The 26,350-nt window shown below is 67.5% G+C and carries 23 protein-coding genes and 1 pseudogene; 4 read left to right on the forward strand and 20 right to left on the reverse strand.

Going from position 1 to position 26,350, the window contains the following annotated elements; translation table 11 throughout:
* The first annotated feature begins 48 nt into the window (after nucleotides 1-48).
* Nucleotides 49-850, forward strand: a protein-coding gene (locus BLQ75_RS21815) for an IS5 family transposase (protein WP_425286481.1) whose coding sequence is annotated in 2 segments (ribosomal slippage) — nucleotides 49-707 and nucleotides 706-850 — 804 coding nt in all. Because the reading frame shifts where the segments join, the coding sequence is not laid out codon by codon here.
* A 5-nt stretch (nucleotides 851-855) separates the two neighbouring features.
* Here BLQ75_RS21815 and mobF read toward each other — a convergent pair.
* Nucleotides 856-5,961: a MobF family relaxase gene (mobF, locus tag BLQ75_RS21820; protein ID WP_092604556.1), complete on the reverse strand. Its 5,106-nt coding sequence runs from the start codon at nucleotides 5,959-5,961 to the stop codon at nucleotides 856-858.
* A gap of 326 nt (nucleotides 5,962-6,287) precedes the next feature.
* The gene (locus tag BLQ75_RS21825) at nucleotides 6,288-7,313 is read right to left on the reverse strand and encodes a hypothetical protein (protein ID WP_139183066.1); all 1,026 of its coding nucleotides are present in this window, start codon (nucleotides 7,311-7,313) and stop codon (nucleotides 6,288-6,290) included.
* 897 nt (nucleotides 7,314-8,210) lie between these two features.
* On the opposite strand from BLQ75_RS21825, the gene BLQ75_RS21830 reads away from it, so the two are divergent.
* Nucleotides 8,211-8,813, forward strand: coding sequence for a hypothetical protein (locus BLQ75_RS21830; RefSeq protein ID WP_092604558.1), 603 nt, complete (start codon nucleotides 8,211-8,213; stop codon nucleotides 8,811-8,813).
* Nucleotides 8,814-8,852: 39 nt separating this feature from the next.
* On the opposite strand, the gene BLQ75_RS21835 is transcribed toward BLQ75_RS21830, so the two are convergent.
* The 7 genes from BLQ75_RS21835 to BLQ75_RS21865 all read right to left on the reverse strand — a co-directional run bounded on the left by BLQ75_RS21835 (nucleotide 8,853) and on the right by BLQ75_RS21865 (nucleotide 13,916).
* A complete protein-coding gene (locus BLQ75_RS21835) occupies nucleotides 8,853-9,326 on the reverse strand; it encodes a hypothetical protein (protein WP_092604559.1) in 474 nt (157 codons plus the stop codon).
* A gap of 307 nt (nucleotides 9,327-9,633) precedes the next feature.
* Complete coding sequence (locus tag BLQ75_RS21840) at nucleotides 9,634-10,677, reverse strand: DUF4192 domain-containing protein (protein WP_092604560.1); 1,044 nt, start codon at nucleotides 10,675-10,677, stop codon at nucleotides 9,634-9,636.
* Between the two features lie 138 nt (nucleotides 10,678-10,815).
* Nucleotides 10,816-11,106 (reverse strand): hypothetical protein, encoded by a 291-nt coding sequence (locus tag BLQ75_RS21845; protein WP_043574928.1) that lies wholly within the window; start codon nucleotides 11,104-11,106, stop codon nucleotides 10,816-10,818.
* A gap of 46 nt (nucleotides 11,107-11,152) precedes the next feature.
* Nucleotides 11,153-11,707: a hypothetical protein gene (locus BLQ75_RS21850; RefSeq protein ID WP_139183067.1), complete on the reverse strand. Its 555-nt coding sequence runs from the start codon at nucleotides 11,705-11,707 to the stop codon at nucleotides 11,153-11,155.
* 130 nt (nucleotides 11,708-11,837) lie between these two features.
* Nucleotides 11,838-12,284 (reverse strand): single-stranded DNA-binding protein, encoded by a 447-nt coding sequence (locus BLQ75_RS21855; RefSeq protein WP_092604562.1) that lies wholly within the window; start codon nucleotides 12,282-12,284, stop codon nucleotides 11,838-11,840.
* Between the two features lie 309 nt (nucleotides 12,285-12,593).
* The gene (locus BLQ75_RS21860; RefSeq protein ID WP_092604563.1) at nucleotides 12,594-12,899 is read right to left on the reverse strand and encodes a nucleoside hydrolase; all 306 of its coding nucleotides are present in this window, start codon (nucleotides 12,897-12,899) and stop codon (nucleotides 12,594-12,596) included.
* A gap of 96 nt (nucleotides 12,900-12,995) precedes the next feature.
* The gene (locus tag BLQ75_RS21865) at nucleotides 12,996-13,916 is read right to left on the reverse strand and encodes a bifunctional DNA primase/polymerase (protein ID WP_211481551.1); all 921 of its coding nucleotides are present in this window, start codon (nucleotides 13,914-13,916) and stop codon (nucleotides 12,996-12,998) included.
* Between the two features lie 999 nt (nucleotides 13,917-14,915).
* Here BLQ75_RS21865 and BLQ75_RS21870 point away from each other — a divergent pair.
* The gene (locus tag BLQ75_RS21870) at nucleotides 14,916-15,365 is read left to right on the forward strand and encodes a hypothetical protein (protein WP_170837625.1); all 450 of its coding nucleotides are present in this window, start codon (nucleotides 14,916-14,918) and stop codon (nucleotides 15,363-15,365) included.
* Nucleotides 15,366-15,451: 86 nt separating this feature from the next.
* On the opposite strand, the gene BLQ75_RS21875 is transcribed toward BLQ75_RS21870, so the two are convergent.
* Nucleotides 15,452-16,885: a NucA/NucB deoxyribonuclease domain-containing protein gene (locus BLQ75_RS21875; protein ID WP_092604566.1), complete on the reverse strand. Its 1,434-nt coding sequence runs from the start codon at nucleotides 16,883-16,885 to the stop codon at nucleotides 15,452-15,454.
* A gap of 624 nt (nucleotides 16,886-17,509) precedes the next feature.
* On the opposite strand from BLQ75_RS21875, the gene BLQ75_RS23660 reads away from it, so the two are divergent.
* Entirely contained in the window at nucleotides 17,510-18,058 is a 549-nt protein-coding gene (locus BLQ75_RS23660) for a hypothetical protein (RefSeq protein ID WP_170837624.1), read from the forward strand.
* Between the two features lie 213 nt (nucleotides 18,059-18,271).
* On the opposite strand, the pseudogene BLQ75_RS21880 reads toward BLQ75_RS23660, so the two are convergent.
* The 10 genes and pseudogenes from BLQ75_RS21880 to BLQ75_RS21925 form a co-directional block, all read right to left on the reverse strand.
* Nucleotides 18,272-19,255: pseudogene (locus BLQ75_RS21880) on the reverse strand (IS481 family transposase); the annotation flags it as partial.
* A gap of 245 nt (nucleotides 19,256-19,500) precedes the next feature.
* Nucleotides 19,501-20,685 carry a DNA polymerase III subunit beta gene (locus BLQ75_RS21885; RefSeq protein WP_092604567.1) on the reverse strand — a complete coding sequence of 395 codons (1,185 nt, stop codon included), beginning with the start codon at nucleotides 20,683-20,685 and terminating at the stop codon, nucleotides 19,501-19,503.
* A 112-nt stretch (nucleotides 20,686-20,797) separates the two neighbouring features.
* Nucleotides 20,798-21,319, reverse strand: a complete 522-nt coding sequence (locus BLQ75_RS21890) for a hypothetical protein (RefSeq protein ID WP_092604568.1) — start codon at nucleotides 21,317-21,319, stop codon at nucleotides 20,798-20,800.
* Between the two features lie 182 nt (nucleotides 21,320-21,501).
* On the reverse strand, nucleotides 21,502-22,116 hold the full coding sequence (locus BLQ75_RS21895; protein ID WP_092604569.1) for a GGDEF domain-containing protein: 615 nt from the start codon (nucleotides 22,114-22,116) through the stop codon (nucleotides 21,502-21,504).
* 112 nt (nucleotides 22,117-22,228) lie between these two features.
* Nucleotides 22,229-22,594: a hypothetical protein gene (locus BLQ75_RS21900; RefSeq protein WP_139183070.1), complete on the reverse strand. Its 366-nt coding sequence runs from the start codon at nucleotides 22,592-22,594 to the stop codon at nucleotides 22,229-22,231.
* 93 nt (nucleotides 22,595-22,687) lie between these two features.
* Nucleotides 22,688-22,903 (reverse strand): hypothetical protein, encoded by a 216-nt coding sequence (locus BLQ75_RS21905; protein WP_092604571.1) that lies wholly within the window; start codon nucleotides 22,901-22,903, stop codon nucleotides 22,688-22,690.
* A gap of 76 nt (nucleotides 22,904-22,979) precedes the next feature.
* On the reverse strand, nucleotides 22,980-23,429 hold the full coding sequence (locus BLQ75_RS21910; protein ID WP_092604572.1) for a hypothetical protein: 450 nt from the start codon (nucleotides 23,427-23,429) through the stop codon (nucleotides 22,980-22,982).
* Between the two features lie 134 nt (nucleotides 23,430-23,563).
* The gene (locus BLQ75_RS21915) at nucleotides 23,564-23,809 is read right to left on the reverse strand and encodes a hypothetical protein (protein ID WP_043574949.1); all 246 of its coding nucleotides are present in this window, start codon (nucleotides 23,807-23,809) and stop codon (nucleotides 23,564-23,566) included.
* Nucleotides 23,810-24,489: 680 nt separating this feature from the next.
* Nucleotides 24,490-25,479 (reverse strand): DUF932 domain-containing protein, encoded by a 990-nt coding sequence (locus BLQ75_RS21920; protein WP_092604573.1) that lies wholly within the window; start codon nucleotides 25,477-25,479, stop codon nucleotides 24,490-24,492.
* 274 nt (nucleotides 25,480-25,753) lie between these two features.
* Nucleotides 25,754-26,314 carry a hypothetical protein gene (locus BLQ75_RS21925; RefSeq protein WP_139183071.1) on the reverse strand — a complete coding sequence of 187 codons (561 nt, stop codon included), beginning with the start codon at nucleotides 26,312-26,314 and terminating at the stop codon, nucleotides 25,754-25,756.
* Nucleotides 26,315-26,350: the final 36 nt, after the last annotated feature.

Here is a 26,350-nt window from a genome sequence, read left to right on the forward strand (position 1 = left end):
TGTTCTTAGCTGACACGTTGGTGATCTTGGGCTGGGATGATCTTGGTGATGGTTGCGCCGTGGGTGGTCTCGGGCGAGTTGTGGGAGCGGGTCGAGCCGTTGCTGCCGGTGTGCCCGGCCGGTAAGACGGGGCCGAAGCCGCTGGATGACCGCCGGGTGCTGCAAGGAATCTTGTTCGTGCTCTACACGGGCATCGGCTGGGAAGATCTGCCGCAGGAGTTGGGGTTCGGGTCCGGGATGACCTGCTGGCGCCGCTTACGGGACTGGCAGGCCGCCGGGGTCTTCGACCGACTGCACGAGGTGTTGCTGGCGCAACTCCATGCTGCCGGGCCCATCGACTGGTCGCGAGCGTGTGCGGATGCTTCCCACATTCGCACGAAAAAAAAGGGGGCGCGGCCACGGGGCCGAGCCCTCCTCGACCGAGGCACAACCGGCGCGAAGCACCACCTGATCTGTGACGGGGGTGGCATTCCGCTGGCCGTCATCCTCACCGGCGGCAACCGGCACGACAGCACCCAGCTGCTGCCGTTGGTCGAGGCGATACCGCCGGTGCGAGGGCGGCGCGGGCGCCCGCGCCGCAAGCCCGACATGCTCGTCGCGCACCGCGGCTACGACGACGAGCCCTACCGCGAGCAGCTCCGGCAGCGTGGGATCACGCCACTGATCAGCCGGAAACGCACCCGCGACACCAACCAGCCCGTCCGCTGTTGTGGAACACACCCTGGCACTGCTGCACCAGTTCCGACGTCTGGCGACCCGGTGGGAACGCCGCACCGACATCCACCACGACTTCCTCGCCCTGGCCACCAGCCTCATCTGCTGGCGCCGACTACCCAACCGAATACGTTAGGAACTCTAAAGCCCCAGCCCGGACTGCAGGTCGTTGTCCTGGTCGAGTTCGTCATCGTCGTCATAGCGGTAGTGCTCGTCGGAGTTTTCGTTGTCCCGGTCATCGGCACGCCACGTGCGCTGTTCGTCGCGGGAGGCTTCGCTGTTGTCGAGCACAGCGTCCCGGAGGGCTTCGAGGCGGGCGAGTGTGTCGTCGTGGTGGTCGTTGTCGTTCGGGATGCTCATGGTCTGCCTCCATGTCTCGGTAATGGTTTGCCAGGCTTCGGCCTTGGTGTTCTGCCCGCCGGGTTCCGGCCCCAGCGGTGTGTCGGGGTTGGTGCTGCGGATGTTGTAGGTCTCGCGGTAGGCGGCGGCCAGGCCCGCGAGTTCGTCCCAGTACTCGGCGGCGGTCGGCTCCTCGGGCCGTGGCCCCAGTCCGGAGGTCCAGTCAGGAGGTTCGGCCGAGACCTGCTCGCGTAGTTCGGCCAGGCGGGCGTGTGCTGCCTCGGTGACCTGTGCGAGCTGGTCTGCGAGGTCGGGATCGGCGGCGCGCACGGTGTGGTGCGGGGCGGCCAGCCAGGGCAGCACCGGAACGTCGGCGGTATTCTGCTCGCGTTGCTCGTCTAGCTGGTCGACCACGAGCTGGGCGGCGTAGCGGTGTGCCTCGGTGGGGTCGCCGTCGGCTCGGTAGGTCAGTTGTTCGGCGGCGGTGGAGACGGCGGTGTCGGCGTCGAGCCCGTCGGCGGCTCCTGCGGCGGCGTGGCGCCACACCAGCTGCCAAGCGGGGTCGGTGACCGTGAGATCAGGGTTGGTGTGGGCGGTCACGGTTTGCCACCGGCGGACCTGCTCCTCGTCGGGTTCGGTCACACGGGCGGGGGGATGACGATCGGCGATGTGGGACTCGATGCGGCGCGCCAGCACAGCGGCCGGATCGGCGACCGCGTCGAGATCGCCTTGAGCTGTAGTCGTGTCGACGAGCCGATTGGCATCCCACCCGTCGCGTTGGGCGCGGCGCAGCACCGCTCGGAGTGCGGGTTCGGCGGGTTGATCCAGGGGCGTGGGGGCGTGCTCGACGAGGGCGTGCTGCGCGGCGGTGTCGAACAAGGTGTCGGCGAGTCGCTGATGGCGTTCGGTCAGCACCGCCAGCGAGTCCTCGGTACGCGGTGTCGTGCTGGCGGTGTCGGTCTCGGTGACGGCGTTGGACAGCTCATCGGCGTCGAATTCGGCGCGGATCCGCTCGATCGGGTCGAGGTCGGCGGTGTCGTGGGCGGACTCGCTGGGAGTGTGAGAGTCGACAGGGTGCCATTGGTCGATGAGGGCGCGCCAAGCGCGGGCGCGTGGTCCCTGGCTCTCGGGTTCGGGGCCCAGTGGTTGGGCGGGATCGCGGGTGGTGATGCTGTAGGTCTCGCGGTAGGCGGCGGCCAGGCCCGCGAGTTCGTCCCAGTGCTCGGCGGCGACCGGATCGTCGGGTCGTGGGCCGAGTGCGGTGGTCCAGCGTGGCGGGTCGGCGATGATCTGTTCGCGTAGTTCGTGATGACGGTGTTCGATGGCGGTGTTGAGTTGACGTGTGTAGTTGGTCAGCTCCTCGGTGAGCGTGGGGAAGTCGGGTCGGGCCAGCCAGGGAAGGGCGGGGTGGTGTCCGGCTCCGTCGGCTCGTTGCTCGTCCAACGCGGTGGTGAGCACACTGGCCGCGTACTCGGGGGCGGGCAGCGGGTCGTGGGTGGGTCGGTGGGCGAGTTGAAAGGCGGCGGTGTCCAGGGCGGCATCCGCGTCGAGTCCGTCCGCGGTGGCCGCGGACGCCTGGCGCCACACCGGCATCCACGAGGGGTCCTCGACATCGGCGGTGGGTACGTAGGTCGCGATGAGTTCGCGCCAGTGGGGAATCTGCGTGGTGGTGGGTTCGAGACCGCGCGGGGGTGGCTGTTCGTGCAGCAGGCGTTGTTCGAGGCGCCACCGCAGCAACGCGGCCGGATCGTCTGCGGCGTCCAGCGGGCCTTGGTCCAGGACGGCGGGAATGAGGTGCTCGGGTTGCCAGCCGAGTTCGCAGGCGGTGCGCGCGGTTTGCTGCAGCGCGGGTGCGGCTGGCAGCTCCATTAGCTGGGGAACGTGTTCGTTGAGCACGGCCTCGATGCGCTTGTCGGTGCCGAGGTGTGCGACGTGATCGTGCTGGGCGACCAGGGTGCGCAGCGATTCGGTGGTGTGCAGGGCGGCGCGCAGTTCCTCGGTGGCCGAGGTCTCGGCTGAGGAGCGTTGTAGCGCGGCCTCGAGGACCCCGCGGGCGGTGCGGTCGGGTGGGGTTTCCTGGTGGGAGTCGATGGTGTGCTGGGTGGTTTCGACGTAGAGCCGGTTGTCGTGTTCGGCGCGGGTGATCTGGGTGTAGAGCTGCTCGCGGGAGAGCCCTTGGGGCACGAGGCTGTGTGAGGTGCCGCCGGTGACCGACATGCCCTGGCTGCGGTTGACGGTGGTGGCGTAGGCCAGTTCGACGTGTTCGGCGACGTACTCGGCCGGCAGCAGGACGGTGCCGCCGCTGGCCTGGTGGCGAACCTTGAGTGCTCCGCCCTCGCGCACGGTCCGTACCTGCCAGGTGTCGCCGTTTTTGACGAAGTCCTTGCCGCCGAACAGGGTTTTGAGTCGGTCGTTGCGGCGGGTGACCACCAGATCGCCGGCGCTGGCCGCAGTGCCGTCGTGCAGCCGCACCGCGCGAGTGTCGTCGACGTCGCCGCGCTGCAGGCGTAGTTCGCGGGCTTGGCGGTTCAGGGCGGTGACGTCGTCGGTGGCGGGCACGATCAGCAGCGACGGGCGTCCGATGTCGAGGTCGGTGCGCCAGGCATGGTGGGCGGCCTCGCGCATCGTCTCTCGGCTGCCTTCCCGTACCCAGTTCTGCTCGACGTAGTAGTCCAGCCCGGACGGATCGCCGGAGTGCAGCTTCACCGAGGCCTTCGCCTGCCGCGGGTCGGCGAAACGCACGACCTCGCGCAGGTGCAGCGCCCCGTTGGTGTGGGCGAACCAGCGCACCGCCCCACCGGCCTCGACGGCCGCGAGCTGTTTGTCGTCACCGACCAGCCGCACGTCGGCACCACGGTTGAGGGCGTAGCGCACCACGTCGTGCAGCGTGTGCGTACCGGCCATGGCGGCCTCGTCGATGACGAGTACGTCACCACGGGTGAACGGAAACACCGTCTCGGCCGTGCCGAGCCGCAGCGCCGTGGTGACCTGATGCAACGTGTGCGGGCGTGCTTGCAGGGACCGGCCCAGTTCCTGGGCCGCCCGGGCCGAGGGGCCGAATGCGTACACCTCGCCGGCCTCGGCGCGCCACGCGTCGGCGAAGACCCGCATGGTGGTGGTTTTGCCCGCACCGGCCGGGGCATACAGCAGCTGCACTCGACGTCCGGAGGTGGCGAACCCGCTCACCGCGCGCTGCTGCCCGGCATTGAGCCGCGCGCGGCCGAGCGCGCACCGCACCGTCCCGTCGCTGATGCGCACCCCGTCACTCCGTCGTCCCCACGCTGCCAACGCCGACTCCTCGCGCAGCGTGCGTTGGGTGGTCAACCGCTGCGCGTTGTGCTCGGTGAACACGCTCTCACCGCTGGCCCGGCGCAGCTCCGACGGTTCCTCGACCGCGGGCGGGGGCTGCAGCGAAACCGTGTCGGGATCTGCCAGAACCGCCTCGACGACCCTGTCCACGAGCCGCTCGCGGGTGCCGTCTTCCACCCGCAGATGCGCACTCTGCCGATGCGCCTCGGCCTCCAGATTCCAGCGATTGAAATGGCTGTAGTGGTCGGAGACCACCGCCAGCGTGCCCTGAGCCAGCTCGGCGACATCGACCTCGTCGGGCTCGCGCCCTGGGGTGGTGAACACCCGCATGCCGAGCTGTTCGAGCTCGGCGGCATCGAGCATCTCGCGGGCCTGCCCCTGCCACCGGTGCAGATGCTGGGCCAGGGTGTGTGGTTCCTGCTTGGGATCGCGCGTGCCGTACTGCGCGCGGCGACTGATCTCGAGCATGTCGGTCGGGCCGGGTTCGCGGCCGTGTTCACGACGGAAGTCGACGATGCGCGCTGCACGATCGGCCTCCACATCAGAGGCCCGCTGGGAAAACCCGGTCAGCAGCTCAGTGGGCACCCCGTCGAGCTCCCACACCGGGCGTTTCAGATCGATCCCGCCCTGGGGACGTTCACTCCAACTCGCCCCGTGTTCGCGGAACAGGTCCCGCAGCCGCGAGTTGTAGTACTCGCTGGTGGTCACCGACGCGGCCAGCACACTGCGCCCGTCCAAGCTGGTCCATTTTCCGTCCGGACCCTGCACTTTGGCGCTGATCGGCACGTGGGTGTGCAGATGCGGATCCCCGGCACGCGAATCCCAGTGCTCGAACAGCGCGGCGGTAATACCGCGCACATCGTGCTGGGCGTAGCCGCCGTCTCCTTTGCGGGTGAACGCGGCGTTGTTCTCGAACCAGGTCAGCGTGTCGCGCACCGCCTGGCGGTGCAACCCGGCGATGTGCTCACGGGTGTCTTCGTCGGAGAGTGCCCAGGCCACGCTGACGCTCTTGGGTGGGGCGAACACGAGCTCGTAGCCGGCTGTGGCGTCTTTCTGCTGCCGGTTCTGCTCGGCCAACCACCGGCGCAGCTGCTCCTCACTCGGCTGTGCTCCGCCGTGGGCCTCGGCGTAGGCCTCGGACCGCACTTGGTGCCGAATCCGCGCGCGAGTGTCCGCATCGATCGCCGCCCCAGCAGGCCGACCGTGCTCCTCGTTGTATGCCCGGTAGGCCTCGGCGACCTTACGGCGCAGCTCGTCGGCACCACTGTGCTGCCGGAACCGGTAGCCCAACTTTGTTTCGGCCAGCGCGTCGTCCTTCGACGCGCCATCGGCGATTTTCTCCGCCTCGATGCGGTCGGCATCCGGATGTCGCCCCTCACCGAACAACGCATTCATCTGCGCCGCGGTCACCTCGCCGGAGACTCCCAGCGCTGCAGCACCGGAACCGAACCACTCACCGGCTGGGTATCCGTGGGCGGCGTAGTAGTCGAACAACGCTTCGCCGGGTTCGAGGTCGCGATCGCCGCACGCGACGCTGCCGGTCAGGTACTCGTGCCCGCTGGGCGAGAGCTTGCGCACCGCGATCACGACACACCCCACCAGTCGAGCTGTCCACGTCAGCTGTCTTCGTCACGTTAAGCCGCCGCAGCCGTTACCCCGGCCGCAGCTGTCGCGATTCAGAACCGGGTTCGGAGGGAAATGCAAGAGGTGCTGTCCGGCTGGCCGGAGGTACCGGGATGTCCGGAGGGGCGGGGTCGGTATGTCGGGCGCGCGGGCTGGGCAGGTCCGGGGCGGGGCCCGGTACGGGCGGGGAAGTGGGCGAGCGGGGGTGCGATGCGGGATCGGCTGCGTGGTGGGGTGGGTGGGGCATGACAAACGGTCCCCCGGTCGGTGACCGGGGGACCGTGGCGGCGGGTGCGGGGTGGTTAGACGGTGGCAGCGGTGAGCTGCTCGGCGTCGGTGCGGCAGGCTCGGCACTCGCCGTCATCGGTGTTCACGCGGGCGAGATCACGCGGGTTGCGGCGGGTGCCGCATTGCTCGCACGGGGTGAGCTCGCTCGGCGCGGCGGTCTGCTCGGCGGGCAGGTTCGCCGTGACCCATTGTGCGATCGTGTCGCGGTCGGCCTGGTTGGCCTGCTGCCACAGCGTGCGCAGATGCTTTGTCGGGTAAGGGTAGTACTCGGCGAAGTAGGCGCACCTCGCCTCGATCACCTGGGTGTGGCTGGCCGTGGCGGACACGTCCAGCCCGGGGCGGCCGACGTCGCGGCACTCTTCGCACAGTCCGTCACCGACACGAAGGTCAGCGTGGCTCGTGATGAGCTGGCACCCCAGCGCGATACAGCATTGACCGTCCCGCGCGGGGGTGGTGCGGGGATCGCGACGCTCGGAGTCGCGGGCATCGGGGTAGACGGCCATGTCTTCGTAATTGATGGCGTAGCCGTCGGGCTGGGCGCCTCGTGCGGGCGCGTCGTCAACTCCGGCGCGGGCATCGAGGTAGTCGTGGGTGGTGGCGGCTTCCTCGCGCATGACACGGCGAGCACGGGCGCGGTTCTGGGGCGGGGAGCTGCGGCGCTGCGGATCGGTGGTGGTGCGCACCGTGCCACCGGTGCGGCGTTGGGCGCGGGCGCCTTCGATGGCTCGGCGGTCCCATCGGGGGGAACGGTCGGGCTGCGGCTCGGTCTGCTTGCGGTGTTCTTCGGGAGTCGGGGCGCATGCTTCGATGACAGCGCGGGTACGTTCGTCGGCCTGGCGCCAGTAGGCGCGCAACCGTGTCAGCGCGGTGCGGGGATAATGCGCCAGGATGCGGGCGCACTCGGTCAGGGCGGCGCGTTCGTCCTGCTCGGCGCTGCTCATGGTCTCGGACCACTGGCGGCGCGCGTCACGCACGTTGCCAGTGCGCAGCAAAGCGGCGACGGCGGACACAGAGTCGGAAATCGTGCCAGACTGTGGCATGACAGAAAATCCTTATATAGTGATTTGTACGGTAGTCGGGCTTGGCGTTCCCGGCTTTCCTTGCGATTTCTAGTATAGCTCCTTGGTGAAATAATTGCAAGCTGTGGGAGGTTTCTTGGTCCTTGTTTTTGGCGCTTATTTGATCATGGATGATCAGCCATTGCGCTGCTGTTTCTGTAAAAATAGATCAGACACGAAAAAGCGAGTGTGTACGTGGCTGCGTGTTTTTCCTTGTTCCTTCGTGTGGGCCTTTTTCGTCGCGCGGGGTTGTCGAGTCAAGGGCGGGACCCGCAATTTTTTTCTGAGCATGTCGGCACCAATGTCGGTGTCGGGAGCGAAAAAAATTGTGGGTACCTTGACGCGACGTTCCCGCGCGCCACGACAATTCGGCCTCGAAGGATCGAGGAAAGACGGGCAGCCTTCCCGCCACAGCACCCCGCCGTGCTCAGGGAGCTCGACGTCGGGCGAAGTCCGACCTTGACGGGTCTGGGGCAGGAACGGGCACCCTGCGGGACGAACAACCCGCTCAACGGTGAAGCCGCCCTCTCCACCGGGAGCAGGTGGGACGGCATAACTCACCGTCCGGCTCGAACACGGTGGACGGCGGAGCGCTACACTGGATCATGCGTTCTGGTGGAACGGCTTTTAGTGAGCCTGTACGGTACCGGACGTGATGTCGACGCGGTCTTGGCGGAGCCATCGTTCGCGGTGGCAAGCCTTCCGGGGCTTCCGCGTCGACGCGGGCGTGTCCGGCTGCGGTCGGGCACGCCCTCCATGTCTACGTGCCCCCGTGTCGGGCTGCCGAGCCAGAAGATGGCGTCCCGACGGTCGGGCGACCTTGCTTGCGGTGCTGGCTAGCCTGTCGCTGACGTCGCATCGTTGGGGAGGGGCACGGTCATGACCGAATCCGGCACAAGCAAAGCTCGTCGTCGCTCCAGCAGAGTCAGCCAGCAGCTGGAGCGGGCCCGGCAGCGCAACGCGGAACAACTCGCCGAACAGCGCGCGAGGGAACAGCGGGTGGAGGCCGCGCTGCGGCAGTACGTCGAGGCAGGCGAGACGATCGCGGCCGAACATGCCCGCTGTGAGGAGAAGGTCGCCGTCTACCAACGCAAGATCGACAAGCTGCGCGCTGATTCTCAGGAGAAGGTCGCCGACCAGCACACCCGGCAGGCCCAGGCGGCGCTATCTCTCCACGAGGGTGGCGGCCGCACGGTGGAGCAGGTGGCCGAGCTGCTCGAACTCGACTCGGAGAAACAGGCCCGACGACTGATCGCGACCGGCCGGGAGGCCGTCGCCCCGACTACGGATACCGAGTCGTCACCCGGCGATAGTCAGCGGGAAGGAAGCCGGCTCCGGCAGGAAGCCCCGTCCGCCAACGCGACGTCAGCGGACGGCTCGGGGGAACAGGCTGAGTCAGTCGGGGATGTTGGTCAGCAGCACGGTGTCCAGACCGGCCTCGTCCCGGTTTCTACCGCGCATGACGATGGACAGGGCACGTAACCGCTCGATACGTTCGTGCCGGTCCGGTCCAGTTACCTGTCAGCTCCACCGCCTCGAGCCACCGCGATCTTGAGGTCCGTGCGAGTGCCGCCGAATGAAGCGTCCGTACCGGAGCGCTTGACCCGGGGCGATTTCCCGGCGGAAGCCGCGCTGCCACAGCATCGCGGTCGTGATCCCACCGATGGCGGTGATCGGGAAGACTACCGCGTTGCTCATCTCTCCTTGGCCGACAGCGGTGGCCAGCGGTAGGGCGAGGAGACCGGCGGCGGTGAAGAGCAGCCAACGGCGGGGTGTCGCAGGGAGGAACCAGTGGCGGGTCAGCCATGCGACGACGGCTCCGAGGGGCATTCCGAACACGGCGAGTATGGGCACACCGGCCAACCATTCGGTGCCGTCGGCGAAGTCACGGCCGGTGACGATCCCGACCAGCCCCGCGGTAGCCAGACCGAGAAACACCCCGAACCCGGCGGCTCCGCACAGCCGGAGGAACACCACGTGCGGGTGGACCCTCATGGTCGAGGAGGCTATGCCACCACGACGGCGTGGTCGGTCCCTGTTGCTTCGATCCCGTCCGGCCGGGGTTCGGTCTCGCTGTTTCATGCCGATGCGATGACCTCCACGCTCTCCCGGCAGGGGCGGTGGTGAGCACGATAGGCGGCGGCGCGGGGAGTCCGAGGCGGGCTCGTCCCGCACCGGCCGCCGGGCGGCGGGTGCCACGCCCCATCGGTCGTCGGGACGTGCATCCGCGCCCCTTCCCGGCAGTGGGGGTACCCGCCTCGGCACCCGTGCTTCGGAGAGTCCCCGGACACGCTCTCGAAGGTCAGGCCTGCGTTGAGGCGGTGAAGGGGTTCGTGCCCCACCCGAGCTCCTCGAGGATGCCGTGGGCCGCGCCGTTGACGAGTGTGATCAGTTCAGCGGGTGGGATGCCTTGGTCGAGAGCCTGGTGGAGCAGGGCGCCCAACCGGTGGTCGGGCTGGGACTGTTCGAGGTTTTCCAACACGACCCTGGCCAGGGGGCCATCGCCACACAGGTAGGCATGGACAGCCAACAAGGAGGCGACTTCGCCTCTCTCCGGGGTGGGGGCTTTGCGGATCAGCGTTCGCCAGAGTTCGTCGGCGGCCTGACTCCAGTCACCGAGTGCCGCACTCAAGGCGAGGTCGCGAACGCGGGTATCGGCGACCGCGATCAACACACGCAGCAGCTGTTCCTCGGACAGCGACTTGCCGGCGGCGGTGGCTTGAAGCGCCTCCCTGACGGTGTGGATGCGGTGGGGCAGTGTCTCGGACGGAGCGGGGATGGGCTGTGATCGCAGCGCGGCGAGTTTCGCGGACAGCGCCTGCTCGGAATCCTCGGCGGCGATGAGGGCGTGCAGGTCCTGCCTGCTCGGGCGGGTGGTCGAGCCGCGGACTGCCTGCGCTGCGGCCAGTGGGGATATCGCCGGGTTGGGAAGTGTGCCGGAGCGAGTGGGGTCGAGATACGACCGCCACGGAGCTCCTTCCCGGATCGCGGGGGCCCACAGCGCGTCGAGCGTGCTGATGCTGGCCTGGTTGAGCGTGTCGCGGAGCGTGGTGACCAGCTCGGTATGCGGCAAGCCGGGACTGGCGTTATCGGTGATCAGGAGCATGATCACCGCGTCGACGGGATGTTGCTCGAAAGGCCCTGTGAGCAGATAGTCGGCGAACTCCTGGGCGTACGTCGAGTTGGGGAGATCGACGCGTAGGGTCATTCCCAGCTGCGTTGTGCTTTCTCGGCGGTGCAGTGTGCTGAGGACCAGCGACTCGGTCGGGTAGAACCCCAGCATGTGCGGAGTCGCTGCTAGCAGTTCAGCGGGGGTGGACAGTGAGATGGTGTTGAGCATGTCCATGGTGCCTCCTTGCTTCGGATTGTTGAGGCAGGAACCACGCCGGGGAGATCTCACGGCGTGGGGAACTGGGTGACCAGCGGAGTGAGCATGAAAAACCGGGCCCGGTCTGGTCCGGGCCCTGCAGGTGGACGTGTGGGGTCAGGTCACGTCCAGGCCGCAGCGGCGACAGGCGAGGATGGTGGCTTCGCCTTCGGTGTGGGAGCCGTACCACTCGTTGGCGAGTGGATCGTCATTGGTGCACCGTTCCGGGGAATCCGGCCACGGTCGGCCTGGCAGTATCAGTACCGCCCGTCCGGGGTGGACGTACCCACCGGCGTGGTGGGCGGGGGCGTGTCCCCAGCTGGCTCCTTCCGGTAGCGGGGGCCGTTCGTAGCTGTGCGGGTACGGGGTGTCGTCAGCGACCGGTGTCGTCGCCATCAGCATCGTCATCGTTCTCCTGGAGTGGGCGAGTGCGTTCTCGGCTGATGTCGCAGGGTCAGGCTCGTGTGGTCACTGCCCCTGGGGGGTCGAGTCGGCAGTGGGCACACGCAGGTCTCGGCGTTGCCGCCTGGGTGGCGTGGCGGGCAACCAGGGAGGCGAAGTCGCTGCCGCCGGGGTAGGGGGCGATGTCGAGGGCCAGCCACCCCGGCACGGTTGGGCCGACGATCCGCAGTGCCCAGCAGGCGGCCTGTTCCCAGTACGGCAACGGCGGGTCGGCATACGGGGCACCGTCGTCCCACGGGAAGAGAATGTCTCCGAGCGCATCACAGAACCACGCCACGAAGCGTTCCCGGTAGTCCGCCGGTGCAGCTGGCGAGCACGCGCGGGTATAGGCCACTCGGGCCAGCTGATCACGAGTGAGGAATCGGCCGGTCGAGATCTGGGTGACCGCGAACATGGTCTCGGTGGCGAGTATGCCGCGGCAGGATCGGTCGACGAGTTCAAGCGCCTGCAGCGCTCCCACGTTTCGATGGGTTTCCTGCCACAGCGGGGTGGCGTCGGGATCGCAGAGGACGTCGTCGAAGCGGGTGATGAGCACATGAAGTGACACGGTTTTCCTCCGACCAGAAGTGGTACGAAAGCACACCGGGCAGGCCCGGACTCACGGAGCCGGGCCTGCCCGTTAGGAAGGGACACGCGCTCTCCGGGCCTGGAGACTTCCCCGAAGCCCGGGCAGAACGTCAGAAGGGGATCTCCTTGTCCGCTTCTGTATCCGCGGGAACCGAGCCTCCCGCTGTCTCCTCGGGGAAGGCGCTGGAGGATCGGGACACCTTGGCCACTCGGGCGGTGGCATAGCGCAGCGAGGGGCCGATCTCGTCGACCTCCATCTCGACCACGGTGCGCTTGGCTCCGTCCCTCGTTTCGAAGGAGCGTTGCCGCAACCGTCCCTGCACGATTACCCGCATCCCGCGGGTGAGCGTCTCGGCGGCGTTCTCCGCGGCCTGTCGCCACAGGGTGCAGCGCAGGAAGAGGGCCTCGCCGTCTTTCCATTCCCCGCTGTGGCGGTCGAAGAAGGAGGGATTGTTGGCCACGGTGAAGTTGAGCACCGCATCGCCGCTGGGGGTGAACCGCAGCTCGGGGTCGGCGGTCAGGTTGCCGATGACGGTGGTCTGGGTCTCTCCGGCCATGGTGGGACGCTCCTTAGGGACGGGACGAGCTGTCGAAACGAACCGAGCCCTTCGGCGGGCCGCTGCCCCGATACGGGATCGGGTTCGTGCCCGGATGGGCTGTCGATCTGCGGCCCTCGGATCAGGACGTGGCTGCTGGGGCACGGGTGCGCGCAGCGCATCGCGTCAGCGACGCCGAAGGCGCCCGTGCGTCAGCAGCCACGTCCTGATGGACTCCGTGGTGATCGACAACCGGCCGGGCACGAACCCCGCCCCTCCTAGTTCTTCATCGCTCTTGCCTGGGCACGCGGCTGGTGGGAGAGCGCGCGATCACACCGGCCAATGCGGCGAGTAGCGGTGCAGTTCCTGCTCGCGCCGGTAGTAGCGGCGCTCCTCCGGCGACGGGACCATGACGCGGGTGTAGTGTGCCCAGCCCGGCGTCATCAGGAGCGGGGTCGGCAGGTCGTCGGCGAAGCAGAGTTGCCACCAGCTGCCAGGATCGTGCATCGAGCCAAGGGGAGCGCTGCTCTCCACGCGGCGGGTGGTCCACTCCGCGCACGGGTCGCGGTAGCTCCGCCGGACGCGGAGGTACACGGTCTCGGTCGGCAGCGTGTTGTAGATGTCGAGGGGACGCACGAGTTCGTCTCCGTTTCTGTGAACACACGGGGGTGCAGGGCGTGCTGCTGCGGGCCCGGAACGCTCGACGGGCGAGAGGACTGTGCGGGGGTGGTCTCACTCGGCCCGGCTGGTGATGTGGCGGGGACGGTTCCTGCCCCAGATCAGCCCGTCGCGGATGGTGTTGGTGGCTTCGCGGGTGGTGAACCCGTCGTGGCCGATGTGCACGGCGGCGGCGGTGTGCAGGGCCTGCTGGGCGGTGTGCTCGTCGAGGTCACCGCTGCCGACCAGCTGGCCGAGCCGCCCGGCGGCGCGCAGCAGGGTGTCGTGGCGCTGTCCCGGCAGGGCCTCGGAGACGGCCCTGGTTTCGCCGTCGACGATGGCGGCCACGTAGGCCCCGGCGCGGCCGTTCGGCAGATTCAGCTCCACCGGTTCCGGCTGGGGTGGTGGTTTTACCGCGTCGACCAGCCAGGCCGGCAGCGGCGCGATCGCGACGGAACTGGCCACGCGGTAGGCACCGCCAGTCAGCACGGATCCGGCGGCGACGATGTAGCCCCCGGCTCCGCGGGTGTCGATCCGCCACCCGAGCCGAGCGACGGTGGAGTGCAGTTCCGGTTCGGCCGGAGCGCGGAAGTACAGATGCTGCCCACCGCTGGGGGTGGTCACGGTGTAGGTGTGACTCGGGTAGGGCTGCCCGGTGGCCGTGGCGAGACGGGCGAGCACTTCTTGCCCATCGCGAGCACCGGACCATGCCGGTGGCGGCTCGTGCTCGTGAGCCTGGTCGAGGTCGAGCACGTGCAGTCCGCTGGGGCCGCAGGCGATACCGATGTTGTACGGCCGCTGCGACCACCAGGAGCGGATCGCACGGGGATCGGTGGTGGCCGCCGATTCCCAGTCGGGGAGCACGGCCGTTTTGCTGCGCGGCCACAGCGGGATCACATGGTGCCCGGCGTGGGTGGCCCGCAGCGCGTGGCGCATCAGCCGCGGTTCCTGCCCCCGTCCGCGGCCCGAAGCAGGGGCGGATCTCGATGACGCCATGAGACTCTTCCTTCGCGGTCGTAGTGTGCGCTGAGCAGCGCTGGTTTGCGAGTAAGGTCGTGCCGCACACGAGCCCGGCTGTCTCCGGTAGCAAGGGCCAGGACGTCCACTTCGTCGCTGTCGGTGCGGAGCGCGCCGCGTGGCAGCTGTCGAGGGGCTTCGCGGATCCGTGGGGTGGCATGGCGGTGGCAGAACCCGCCGATCAGATCGTCGGTGAACCGTCGGGAATGGGGTTCTGTTGCCGCTCGGCAGTCAGGCTGAGTCGAGGACGAGCTTGCGAGACGGCGGCGCGAGCGCGGACAGGCCGCGCGGTCGAATCGGTCACGCCGACTCAGCGGGTGACAGCAGCCGAGCCTTTCGCGCTGGTATTGACCACCGAGGGTTCGGCCACTGAGTACCTTGACCAGCTCCGCGCTGTTAACCAGGGACGCAGCTGCTGGCCATTGTGCTCCGCTCCTGGAGACAGAAGTGGTCCCCGCGCCGATCTTCGGCGCGGGGACCACGGGGGTAGTGTTCTCCTGTCCAGTCGATAAGGTCGGCGACCGGAGAGGCCAGGGTAGGATTGGCCCGTCTCCGTCCGTCGTTACCTGGGTGGTGCCTGGACGGTGTGTTGGCGTAGGGGACGTTCACTGCCGGTGCGTTCTCGGTTCGGACGAGTGATTTCTGGGGCCAAGAGCGGAACACGCAGGCCCCGAGAGGACACCACGTTCGTCAGGGCCGTACCTCCGAATACGGGCTATGCACGGAGTGGATTGTGTCGACTCTCGGACAGCTGAGGAGTTTCGCTTCCCAGGTGCCCTGCTGTGCTGGGCGTGCGTTCTCTTGGTGGCGGCGTTTTTCTGCGTTCGTTTGGTGCGGCATTGATGCCGCAGAATTCCTATGACCGGTTGCAGTGGTGGCGCGAACTGTTCACCCGCTTTCGGCCTCGGCGATGAGCCGGATCACCGGTGCAGATCCCGAAGGGGCGAGGTGAGTGGTTCGGGTGCGTAAGGAGGGGTGATGGCGCGGTTGTTGGCGGCGACCGATCTGGTGGTGACGGTGGATCACCATTTGTTCGGGATTGTTGATCAGGCTTGTGAGCAGGATCGGACGGATCCGCCTCAGGCGCCGTCCGAGCTTGGTCAGTGGATGAGTGTGGGGGTCGCGGCGGTGTATGTGGAGGCCGAGCAGGACATCATCACTGCTGGTCTGCGTCTGGAGTGCTGGGATGGCCCGGCCCCGTTCGAGGAGCGGGACTGGCCGCGTAGTGAGCTGGCCGTGGTGCGGATGCCCAGTGGACGCCTGGGGATCGACGAGATCGCCGCGGGCGGTCAAGGGGACGTGTTCGTGTTGCCGGAACCTGGGGAGTATCAGCTGCGGGTGGCGTGGCGGGAACGGGACCTGGACCAGCACGACGAGGACGGCAATCCGGAGGCGTTCGCTCTCGTGCAGTACTGGCCGCGCTGTTGATCAGCCACGAGTGGTCAGGCCTGGTATTGACCGGTGTCGGCAGGCACGCAGGGGCCCACCGGCACCGGCAGTGTCACGTTAGTCGTTTAGTCGATGGGCACGAAGAATTCGTCGCCGTTGAGGATGCGGTCGTTGGTGTACCAGCGGCCCAGGCGACTGCCGGCTTCCCGGTTCTGGCTGCGGTTGACCCAGCGCACCGAGTAGTGCCCCTCGTGCTGGCTGCCCTCGTACTCGTGGCGGGCAGCGCCCTCGTAGGTGGAGGCGAAGGCGTACTCGTCGCAGTCGTAGAGGCCGGGCCCTGGTTTGGGGGGCATGGCCGCACTGCGGCAGAAGTTGCGGACCACGCGGCGATTGGCGGCGTAGCGCTCCTGCTGTGACTGCCCCGCCCCGGGGGCGAGTCTGCGCAGCGTGTCCTGTGGTCCGGAGCCCTCCAGGGTTTTGTCCGAGCGGGAGGGGATCGTGCCCGAGGGGTTCTGGCGAGCGTCACCGATGTGGTCGGCCACTCCCGCCACGGGCGTGTCGTCCCGGCGGTAGGTCATGCCCGGGGTGGTGCGGTCGAACACCGACCCGAGCTGCTGGCCGGGTTCCTGCGGCGCCAGGTACCAAGCGCTGTCGAAACGCATACCGCCCTCGTGGCCGTGAGCTTCGCTGCCCGGGTCGAACCCGACCAGGTCGAAATCGTAGACCGGGTGGAACGTGCACGTCGCGATCTGCTGGCCTTGCTCCGCTGAGGGAGCGTCGGCCTCGGAGACGAGTTCGACCTCGGCTCCGTCATTGGCCCGCCACGACAGGAGACTGTCGTCACGGCCTTCCTTGTCGCCGATGGCGCAGGGGTCTTCGAACCAGTCTCCTCCGTTTTCGTACTCGCCGTCGGTTTCGAAGTAGACTTCCAGATCGGCGCGTCGCATCGTGCCCGAGAGGAACGAGGGGTTGAGCCGCACGTCGAAATGGGCCCACCGGTCATCCGCGCCGTAGCCACCCTGTTTCCCGTGTCCGATGATCATCGGCCGTGCGACCAACAATCCCGTCGGGCGACAACCCCCAAACGGGAAACGACACCCTACGTCTTGAATGACCATCAACGTGCGTTGACAGTAGGAAAAGTGGTTTTTGATCCATCCCTGCGGGCGGGAGGCTTTCTCGCCTGCCTGTTCACACTCCTGCTCGGTGATGTACTGGTACGGATCAGCCGGTTTTGTGCCCTGCGGGAAGCGGGAACTGTCCACAGTGTACGACGCTGGCTCCTGCTGATACGGCTTCGGCCGCGTCATGTCCGTGACCGGCGCGATCCCTAACGTGTCCAGCGAGCCCGTGCGTCGCAGCGTGTCGAGGACCCGTTGCTGGTTTTTGATCAGTTCTGGATCATTGATCAGCCAAGTCCGCAGATGATGCTTCGTCCCCGTCTCCCGTGGCGTCGCGGGTGACGGATTGTCCGGTTCCTGCCCGGCGGCCGTACCCGCCGGCACCAGTACCAGCAACGCGGCGGCCGCGAGCACGGCGACACTTCGTCCATACTTCATGATCGCACCACCCCCAAGCAATGCTCAGTCCACGTCGGCGGTGGTGAGGCGACGACGATATCGACATCCCACGAGTACACAAGCACTCCTTCATCACGTGTTGTAACCACGTGGGCAGGAAAACAAAGTAGCCACCAAAGCGATACGAAACCCAGCACCAATCACTCGCATGGAGGCGCTAAAAAACCACGAGCGGAGCAATATGGACTATTGCTGGCGTTGCCCACCGAAAAACTGCTCTCGGACATCCGTGCGCTGGCCGGGCTGCGCGTGCTGGCCAGCCACCGCACGGATCTGGAGGCGATGGACCGCCTACTGATCGAGAGACCTACATGGACCGTGCCGGCACCTGGCACGCCGGGCGACCGTCAACCACTACGTCGGCCACGACCACCTGAGACATGCGGCTCGCCGTAGCGACCGGAGAACTACGCCTACTGGGGGAAGGTCGCCTTCTTCTGCTTCCAGGTGGCTGTTTCGACGTAGACGATTTTCGGGAATATCTGTTGCTGAGCGGTTGGAAGGTCTGGTTCAGGGGTGGATGATGTTGTCCAGGCGTGGAAACACCTGAGCCTCCCCCCCCCGGGGCCTGGGTGGGGAAGCCCAGAGCTGAGGGAGGGGATCGTGTCAGGGTTCGAGGAGAAAGCCACCAAGTACGCGCGCTGGCTGAGGGAGCGCGCCGCGCAGAAGGCTGAGACCGAACGGACCGCCGCACGGGAGGAGGCCCGGCAGCGCCGCCAGGTGCAGGAGTTCTTCACCCTCGCCCGCCGCCATGGTGCGCCTGCGCTGCCCCGCTATATCGCGCGGGATGCCGGCTTCGAGGGGCGGCAGACGCGCTACGAACGGACCGACGAAGTGTACGTCGTGGCTTGCGAGTGGATCGAGGCAGTCACGCGGTTTGATGGCCCGTCCTGGGCCGTCGACGCCGACGGCACAGTTCACCGCCCCGTGTCGGGCGGCGCCATACCGAGCTACACCACCGGCAGCCCACTCGGTATCGTCGACCGCCAGTTCTTCATCACGCATGATTTCAGCAGCAGCGGGCCGACAGGCGGCTTCGTCGACGAAACCCTCCCCGCGGCGGCCGCGGCGCTGCTGGAGCCCGCGCCACTGGCCCAGGGCATGAGGACGGGAGTGCAGGACAACGGCTGGATCGGTTACCTGGCCCCCTGAGAGACCGGCACCGGCGAAGGCCGCGTGATCCGACAGTGACTCGACGCCCGCAGCGGACAGAATGACCGAGACACCCCTCGAGACCGCACCGCGTTCAGCACCGGGCCCGTTCTTCCCCGTTGTGAGGTGAGAGGGCTGGCCTTGTTGTGTCGCTGCAGCCGAATGCTCCCCCTCGTGGTGTGCGGCTGGAGGACCTAGCTGTATGAGGTTTTGGAGGTTGGTGACGCCGGTGTGGAGCCGGGAGGCCGGGGGCTGGTTTCCGGCGGCAGTGTGTGGTCGATGGTAGTTGTCGTGGATGTTCCATACGGGCAGTGCCTGGGCACGCTGCCCTTCGCTGGTCCAGGTGCGGGCGTAGAGGAACTCCTCGGCCAGGATTCGGTTGTAGCGCTCGACTTTCCCGTTGTGTCGGGGTGTGTACGGGGTGATGCGCTGATGCCGGGCTCCGCGCAGAACGGTGGCGACGTCGACGGCCCTGTAGCAGGCCCCGTTGTCAGTCACGATCCGCTGGATGTGTGTGATGCCGTGCGCGGCGAAGAACGCCCGTGCCCGGTGCGTGAAAGCGATCGCCGTGCCGGCTTTCTCGTCGGGCAGGGCTTCGGTGTAGGCCAGCCGCGAGTAGCCGTCGACCGCGGAGTGCAGATACACATACCCGGCCCGCGCACCGGCGGCCTTACGTCGTTCGACGGTCTTGGCCTGGTGGCTGCCGCGCTCGTGAGCACGCCAACCGCCGCCGTCAGGGATGCGGCCGACTTTCTTCACGTCGAGGTGGACCATGTGCCCGGGTCGGCGGGCGATGATCCGACGCGGGGTGCGATTCGAGCCGCCGGTGGGGTCGATGAAACGGCGACGTGGAAGGCCCGGACGCCGTAGGTGGCGGGTGACCGTGCGGCGAGTGATGTGCACACCCTCGGCCCACAGGTCGACGGTGATCCGGTTCGCTGAGGCCTTCCGGGTGCGACGGAGTGACTCGATCCGGGCCACAGTCTGGGCTGGGGTCGCCGTCGGCTGCCGGTGCGGCGTCGACGGCCGGTCGGTCAGGCCGAGTTCGCCGAACCGGCGGTAGCGGTTGACCCACTTCGACGCGCACTGCCGCGAAATCCCCATCTCGGCGGCCACATGAGCGATCGGACGGCGCTGGCACCAAGCGATGCGACGACGGCGGCCCTCAACGGACAGCGGGGCGTTACTGTGTGACACGGGACGGGTCCTTGCAAATCGGCGGACGAGGGACTTGGCGGTTCTCATCCTGCCGCCGCAAGACCCGTCCCCTCAGCCAACCCCGAGCACCCCAGCATCAACAACCACCCAACCCGCAACAGCTAGCTCCAGATACGCCTCTCCACAACGGAATTGTCAACAGGGGAAGGTGACTCCGGCCGCGCCCCGGCGCCCGTGGTCGATGGGGGATTGGCTACGGGACGCTAGTGACCGGATAGCGGAGGTTAGCGCCTGGGGGTACGCATTGGCATCAGCAGGTGTCGGAACAAGCCGTCGTCGTCGGAGAACACGGCCGGTGTGTACGAACCGGTCACCGTCAGTGCGACGGTGGAGGTGTGCAGGGTGCTCAGCGCGTCGGCCAGTCGTTCGGCGTGAAACCGCATCCGCATCGGCTGCTCGATAGTGCCGCTGCGCAGTGGGTGCCAGGGGGCTGTGACGGTCTCGGGATCGTCGTCGACGACCGGGGCGAGCGCGACGCGGTCACCGGCCAGACGCAGTACCATCGCATCGGAGTCTGTGGCTGTGGCCAGGGCGGCGGCTGTGTTGGCCGCCCGTGCCAGCGGGTCCCGTTCGAACCGCACCGTGGTGCCGCCGGTGGGCATCAGCCGTTCCCACTTGGGGTAACGGGCGTGCTCGTCCGGGGCAGTGGCTATCACGGTGGTGGTCTCGGTGGTCAGCGTCGCCATCCCGGACTCGGTGAGCCCGATGCGTAGACGTTGTCCTGTCAGGCGCGTGATCACCGAAGCCAGCAGTTCGGCCGGGATCAGCACCGTCTGCTCCGTGTCATGAGTGGTGGTGGCGGGGCAGTCGGCGATGGCCAGTCGGTAGCGGTCGGTGGCGACCAGCCGTAGCTGGTTCGGGGTGATGGTTACCGACACTCCGCTCAGAGCGGGCATCGACGGTTCGCGGTCCGTGTCGGCGGCCACCAGCACTCGCTGGGCCTGGTGGGTGAAGGTGGTCCAGTCCAGCTCGGCGCAGCTGGCTTCCGCGCGGGGGAGGTCCGGGAACTCCTCGGGTGCGTAGCTGGTCACCGACAGGTGATAGCCGTGGGCGCTGAGTTGGCCGGTGCCGTCGTCGGTGGCCCGTAGCCGCACCGGCATGTCCTCGGCCTCGCGGGTGCGCAGTCCTTTGCCCAGACCGGTCAGCAGTTTGGTGAGCTCGTGGTGGTTGAGCAGCATCCGCCCCGGCGTAGTGATTCGGGCGGGCAGGCGGGTGGTTACCGTGCACTGGTAGTCGGTGCTGCTCACGCGGAGACTGTGTTCGTCGGTTTCAAGGAGCACCCCGCACAGCGCCGGTATCGGCGAGGTACGTGCGACGGTCATCCCGACGGTGTGCAGCGCTTGCCGCAGGCTCTTCCGGTCGGTGTGGATCTGCAGACCGGTCACGCTGGGGCTGTCCACAGTAGTCATGTGCGAACTCCTTGTCCTTCGGGCTGATCGGGGCGTGCGGGCACGCACCGGTCGGTGGTTACGCAAAAAGCCCCGGCCAGCACGCTGGCCGGGGCGAGGGTGTGGGGTGGTGTCACCACGACGGTTCGCTTCCGGTCGGTGTTGGCGAGCCCGCGGTGTGCCGACGGCACGACGGTCGGTGCGCGGCCAACTCGGCTTCGTGCCGGGCGATCACGGTGCTCAGGGCGGTGCCATAGGCGGTGGCTACGGCGTGGTCGAGCCACTCGTCGATCGGGTCGAGCAGGGGAGCTGCCCAGCAAGCCACGTCGGACCAGTACGGCCGCGAACCGGGCGGGGTCGACGGGGTCTCCTCGTCGGGCAGCAACATGCGGTGCACCTGCGCGAGAAACCACTCCAGGAATCGTTCCCGAACGCTCGGGGTGCTGCGTCCGTGAGCGTAGGCACGGCGGACCAGTTCCTCGACCGAGAGCGGCGCGAGATCGTCGGCCGCTTCGAACAGCGTGTCCGCGGCGTGGGGCCCGCCGCAGTGGCCCTGATGCAGTTCCAACGCCGCGACCTCGTCGATGCCGTGATAGGTGGCTTCCCACAACACCTCGGCACGGCGAGCGCTGATAGCGGTGGCGTAGCGGGTCACGGCAACATGAATCGAACACACAACGACCTCCTGGAAGCGGAGTAGGAGCGCCCTGCCCGGGCCCGGCAGGCGGTAGTGACCACACCGGGCGCGAGAGCACTGCTGCGTCGGGCTGGGTGCGGGCAGTGGGCTGCTGGGTTCGGTGGGGAGTACGCTGCGGTGCTTGACGTGCCGAGTGAGGTTCACGTCGACCAGGGGGACAGGTGCGGCTGGTCGCGGGTCCACAGCCAGGCGTGTTCGGGGTGTTTTTTCGCGCGGTACATGGCCACGTCGGCCGCGCGCAGCGCATCCGACAGCACCCGGGCGGCAGACTGGCCCCGGCGTGGGGCCGTAGGCGCCATTCCCAGCGCGACCCCCACGCGCACCGTGGTGTCCTGCTCGGACAGCCGGATCGGGTGAGTCAGCTCGGTCACGAGCGCGTCGAGCTGCCGGTGCGTGGGAGTGGTCGGGGACAAAAGCACGAACTCGTCCCCGCCGAGACGGCCGATGACCGCATCCTTGCCGAGTTCGGTAGTCAGCCGGGTGGCGAGGACACGGAGCACCTCGTCGCCGGCGTGGTGTCCGTGCAGGTCGTTGACGGTTTTGAGTCCGTCGACATCCAGCAGCCCGAGCGTGGCCGTAGGGCCGAGACACCGGCGGGCGTGAGCGTGCCAGGCGGCGCGGGTCAATACCCCGGTCAACGCGTCATGCCGGGCCTGGTGCAGACGTCGCAGCGTCACACACAGCCACACGCTGGTGAACAGCCATCCCACCAGCGCGGCTGTCGCCAGCAGCCGATATGTGCTAATCCAGGACATGATCTCTCCTTCGCAGGGGGATCACCCCGGCGCGGGCGCAGGCTGGACACGCACGGCCCGCGCCGGGATCTCCTCGAAACATCGGGCAGGACCAGGCCCGCCCACGGAAGATTCAGCCGTCGAGGTGGTCGAGCTCGGCCAGACGCCGCAGCTGAATAACCACGCGCTCGATCTCGTCGGCCGACCATTCGGGCGGACGGTGCGAGGCATAGGGCGTGGTCAACAGCCGCTCGAGCTGATTGCGTTGGTGATGTTCGATCCGGCACAGCAGTTCCCCGACCGGGGTGTACAGATGCAGCACCGGACGGAAGGGGCCACCAGCGGCGTAGGCCGGGCACAGACGCGCCAACTCGGCCAACACCAGCCCCCGCCGGTCTTTGCCGGCGAGGCGTTGTTCACGGTGGACCGAATTCGCAGGAGGCGTCACCGGGGACAAGGAAGGATCGGAGCAGCGGCGGCAACGACGGAACAGTGGCACACACGTCACCTCCAGAGGTGCGAACACACAGCGCCCCGCCATCCGGGCAGGGATGACGGGGCGCGCACTCGGGTGTGGGACGGATACGTGGGGTTAGTGCCGGTGGGGCTCGTCGCAGTCGTTCTGGTGGACGTCCAACCAGCAGCGGGCACCCTCATGACGGTGAAATGACTCCAACAGGCCCGCCAAGACATTGACTTCGTCGCAGGTGAATAACGTCGCCAGGTGCTCGGCCAGCATTCCGTCGTCGAACGTCTCGGCAAAGACCGCCACCGGGTCGTAGTGGCTGGGTAGGTCGGTAGTGGTCATTCGAAGTTCTCCAAGCAGAACGGACACACCCCCGACCCCGGCTCGACCTGGGCCGGGAGAGGCCCGAGAGGCGGGATCAGTACACGCGGAACCCGTCGCACTGCGCGGCGGTGCGCAAAAACGGGACCACGTCACCCTCCAACTCGTTCGGGTGCGGCGTCCCCGCTGTCCTCGCCCGGTCGTAGGCGGCCACCGCGTCGGCGCATTCAACGGCGGTGACATGCCACCCGTCGTTGGAACCGAACTTGTGCAGCGGAATCCCCGCTCCGTCGCCGCCGTGGGCGGACAGCGTCTCGTCCAGTTGGGCCAGATACGTACGGGCCTGCTCAGTGACCGGTTCCCCCTGGTTGGTGAACTCCTCCTCGGAGAGATGCCCTGACTCGGGAAACGTGGGCATGTCACTGGTAAACGCCATACCCAGGCGAACCATCTCCTGGGCGGTGACCAGCATCCCGAAAACACCGCGGCGCAGATAGCGATGCGAATGCTGGCGCGGAGCGCCCTGCACGACCATGTCGAAGCCCATGAAACGTCCTTTCACTCGGGTGGATACGGCGGGATGGTCGGTGCCCGCCCGCGCGTCGACGGCACGCGTCCGTCCACGCGCGGCCGGGCCGGCAGACACCGCTGTGTACTGCCGACCCCACCGGTCGAAACGATTCAGGCGTGCTGGTCAGCGACCAGAGCCGCCACGAGATCGGGTGGGATGAGAGCCCACTGGCGGGCGGTAGCCACCACGGCCCGCGGGTCGGTGATCCGGTCGTAGAGATCACCTCGGTTGACCACAGTCGCGTGGTTGGGGCCGTGGACGTGGATGACGAACGTGGACAACAGGCGGTGCCACCCCACGATGACGGCGGTGGCCCCGGTGTGTTTCCGGACGGGCAGGCTGTAGCGCGTGTGCATGGTGACCTCTCGTCTTCGGCCGGGACGGACAACGAAAGCCCCACCGCGCCGAAGCGGGTGTTGCCGTGCCTCGGTGGGGCGTGGCGAGTGCGCCCCACCGAGCACACCGGCACACCCGCCCCGAGACGACGTATTCCCCGCAGCTGCACACCGAGAGCCCGTTAAGCCGTCGCTCGATGAGCACATGGCCGTCGCCGTGATCGGCGACCCTGTCTGCGGTGTCGACCTCGACGGCGGCCGTGCCTCGGTGACAGCTGGAGCGGGACTGGCGTAGAACAGCGAGACCACCCAGCCGTTAGACCGTCCGGGCAGTCGGGCGTGGTGGGCCGTGCGTGTGATGACTGGCTCGTCGTGTTCATCAGCGGCGGTCAGCAGAGCGGCCAGTGTGCTCGTGACAGCCTCCATCGGGTGCTCCTGAAAACAGCCAACGCTGGGGGCGCCCCGGCGGGCGCCCCCAGCGCATAGCGACAGGTGGGAATTCGGACTGCACCAGCACGAGCTCGTGGTGTTGGGCTAGCCTGGCCGGTGGAAGAGGTGTTTCTCTTTCACCCGGAAATCAGCGGCCGGTGGATGCTTTGGTCGGCCGCAGCCACGCGCGTTGGCTGCGGATCCCTGTACAGGGGTGGTTCACCGGCTGCGCCGGCCCGCCCGGAGACCTCTCCGGGTGGACCCTGGCGCTTTCACAGCGCCAGCAGCTCGTAGGCGCGCTGTTTGCGGTCGGCGATCGCGTCGCTGGACACGACTCGCTTGGCGCGCACGGTGGTATCCGCGGCCGGCGAGTAGTGGTCCAGGTACTCGGTGATTGCCTGCACTCCGGCCCACCGGGTGCCGCGGATCGACTGTTGGGTGTCGGCCTCGCGCCACAACCGCAGCAACGCGGTGGTACGACGTTCGGCATTGTTGCGGGTCCGACTCGAGGGATTGCTCTCGAGCGGCCATACCTGGTCGATGACCTCCCGGAACCCGTCGGTGGACAACTCGGCGTTGATCATCCGTTCGGCCTCGTTCTCGAAGGCCTCACAGTAGTCCCACATCAAGCCCAACTTCTGGCGAACCTCAGCGATCTTGATCCTGGCGGACTTGGTGTGGCGGATAGCATGCGAAGCGCGCGCTGTGTGCAGCGCCATGTGCTGGGTGTTGGCGCAGACCACCCGCACCGGCGTGATCACCACCCGAAACGAACTCGACCCGTCGTGGCTGTTGAGTACCACCAGATACAGGTCGATCTCGTCGGTGCCGGCCAGCCGCATCGCCTCCGGCAGCTTCATGGTCACGAACGTCTGCGTGCCACCCCGCAGGCTGCCCGCGGTCTCGAAATGCGCCCCGGACTCGTCGACCAACGCGTCCAGCAGCTCGACCTGCTGCTCGTTCTGCCTGATCTCGTAGTCTTTACCTACCGTGCCCAGGTAGTCCAGCTCACCGGTGACCGGATGCGTTCGCACCGTGGCGAACCGGTCGGGAACCGCGAGGCTGGTAACCCCCTCGTCAGTGAGCTCGGTGGCGGTCAACCCGAGCTTGCGCACGTTCCACCCACCCAGTCGGGCCAGCCGCAGTACCTCCTGGCCGGTCATGGCCTCACGAGTGACCGTGCCCAGCTGGTGCCACGCGTCCAGGCGGGCACTGGCGAAAGCGGCACTGCCGTCGGCGAAGCGTTCGATGTGATGTGACATGACAATCGTGTTCCTTTCACAGGGAAATTGGTCGTGATGCGCACAGGGGTTTGGTCGGTTCCTGCTCACGCATCACGCAGGAAGAATTCGCCCGTCTCGGTGAGGCTCACTCAACAAGCCCCGCTGTCGCGGTGAGGGCCTCAAGCGCGTCCGGTTCAGCCCTCGACTTCCGCTGCTGACGGGGCAGAGCTCTCCCCGCTTCCCACCGACACCGCAGCAGAGCACCCACTGCCGAAGATTTCTGACTGGGAAGTCGGAGAGCAGCGCGATCGACTCACTCGTCCCGGGCGGATTCGAACAGTTCGTACGCGAGTCGTTCAGCCTCGTCCGCGTCCTCGGCGGTTACCGTGTCGACGACCCGCTGGTACCCGCCCTCGTCGCCGGGTTCGCTGTCCCGGCAGAAGTGCTGACCAGCGAACACCGCGGCGATCAACGTTTCACCAGGTGAGGCCTGGTTGCGCAGGCCTGCCACTGTCCACAACGCTTCCTTCGTTTCTGCCATGGTTTCTAGCCGAGATCGGGCGTTATCGAGTTCCTCGTCAGGGTCCAGTCCGACATCGGCCAGCCACTCGTTGAGCACCTCGACGAGGTCCCCACCAGGCCAAGAGCCGTCCGGCTCCTCGACGAGGACTTTGATCCGGCGGAACAGACCAAAGATCGCCGCCCCCTCCGGAGTGCGCAGGTCGATCCGCCCAGACGGGTCCATCAGACCGACCGGGGGAGGCGAGTCATCGCCGGTGCCGGGGTGGGCAACTGTCTCTTGCTGGGACATGCGGTTTTCCTTCCATTCGAGTACGACACCGCACAACGAGATAATCAGCCAACTGTGCGACATCGAGATAGCCGGACAACGAATTACTGTCCATCGTTG

The organism is Actinopolyspora xinjiangensis (assembly GCF_900104475.1).
Lineage (GTDB): Bacteria > Actinomycetota > Actinomycetes > Mycobacteriales > Pseudonocardiaceae > Actinopolyspora > Actinopolyspora xinjiangensis.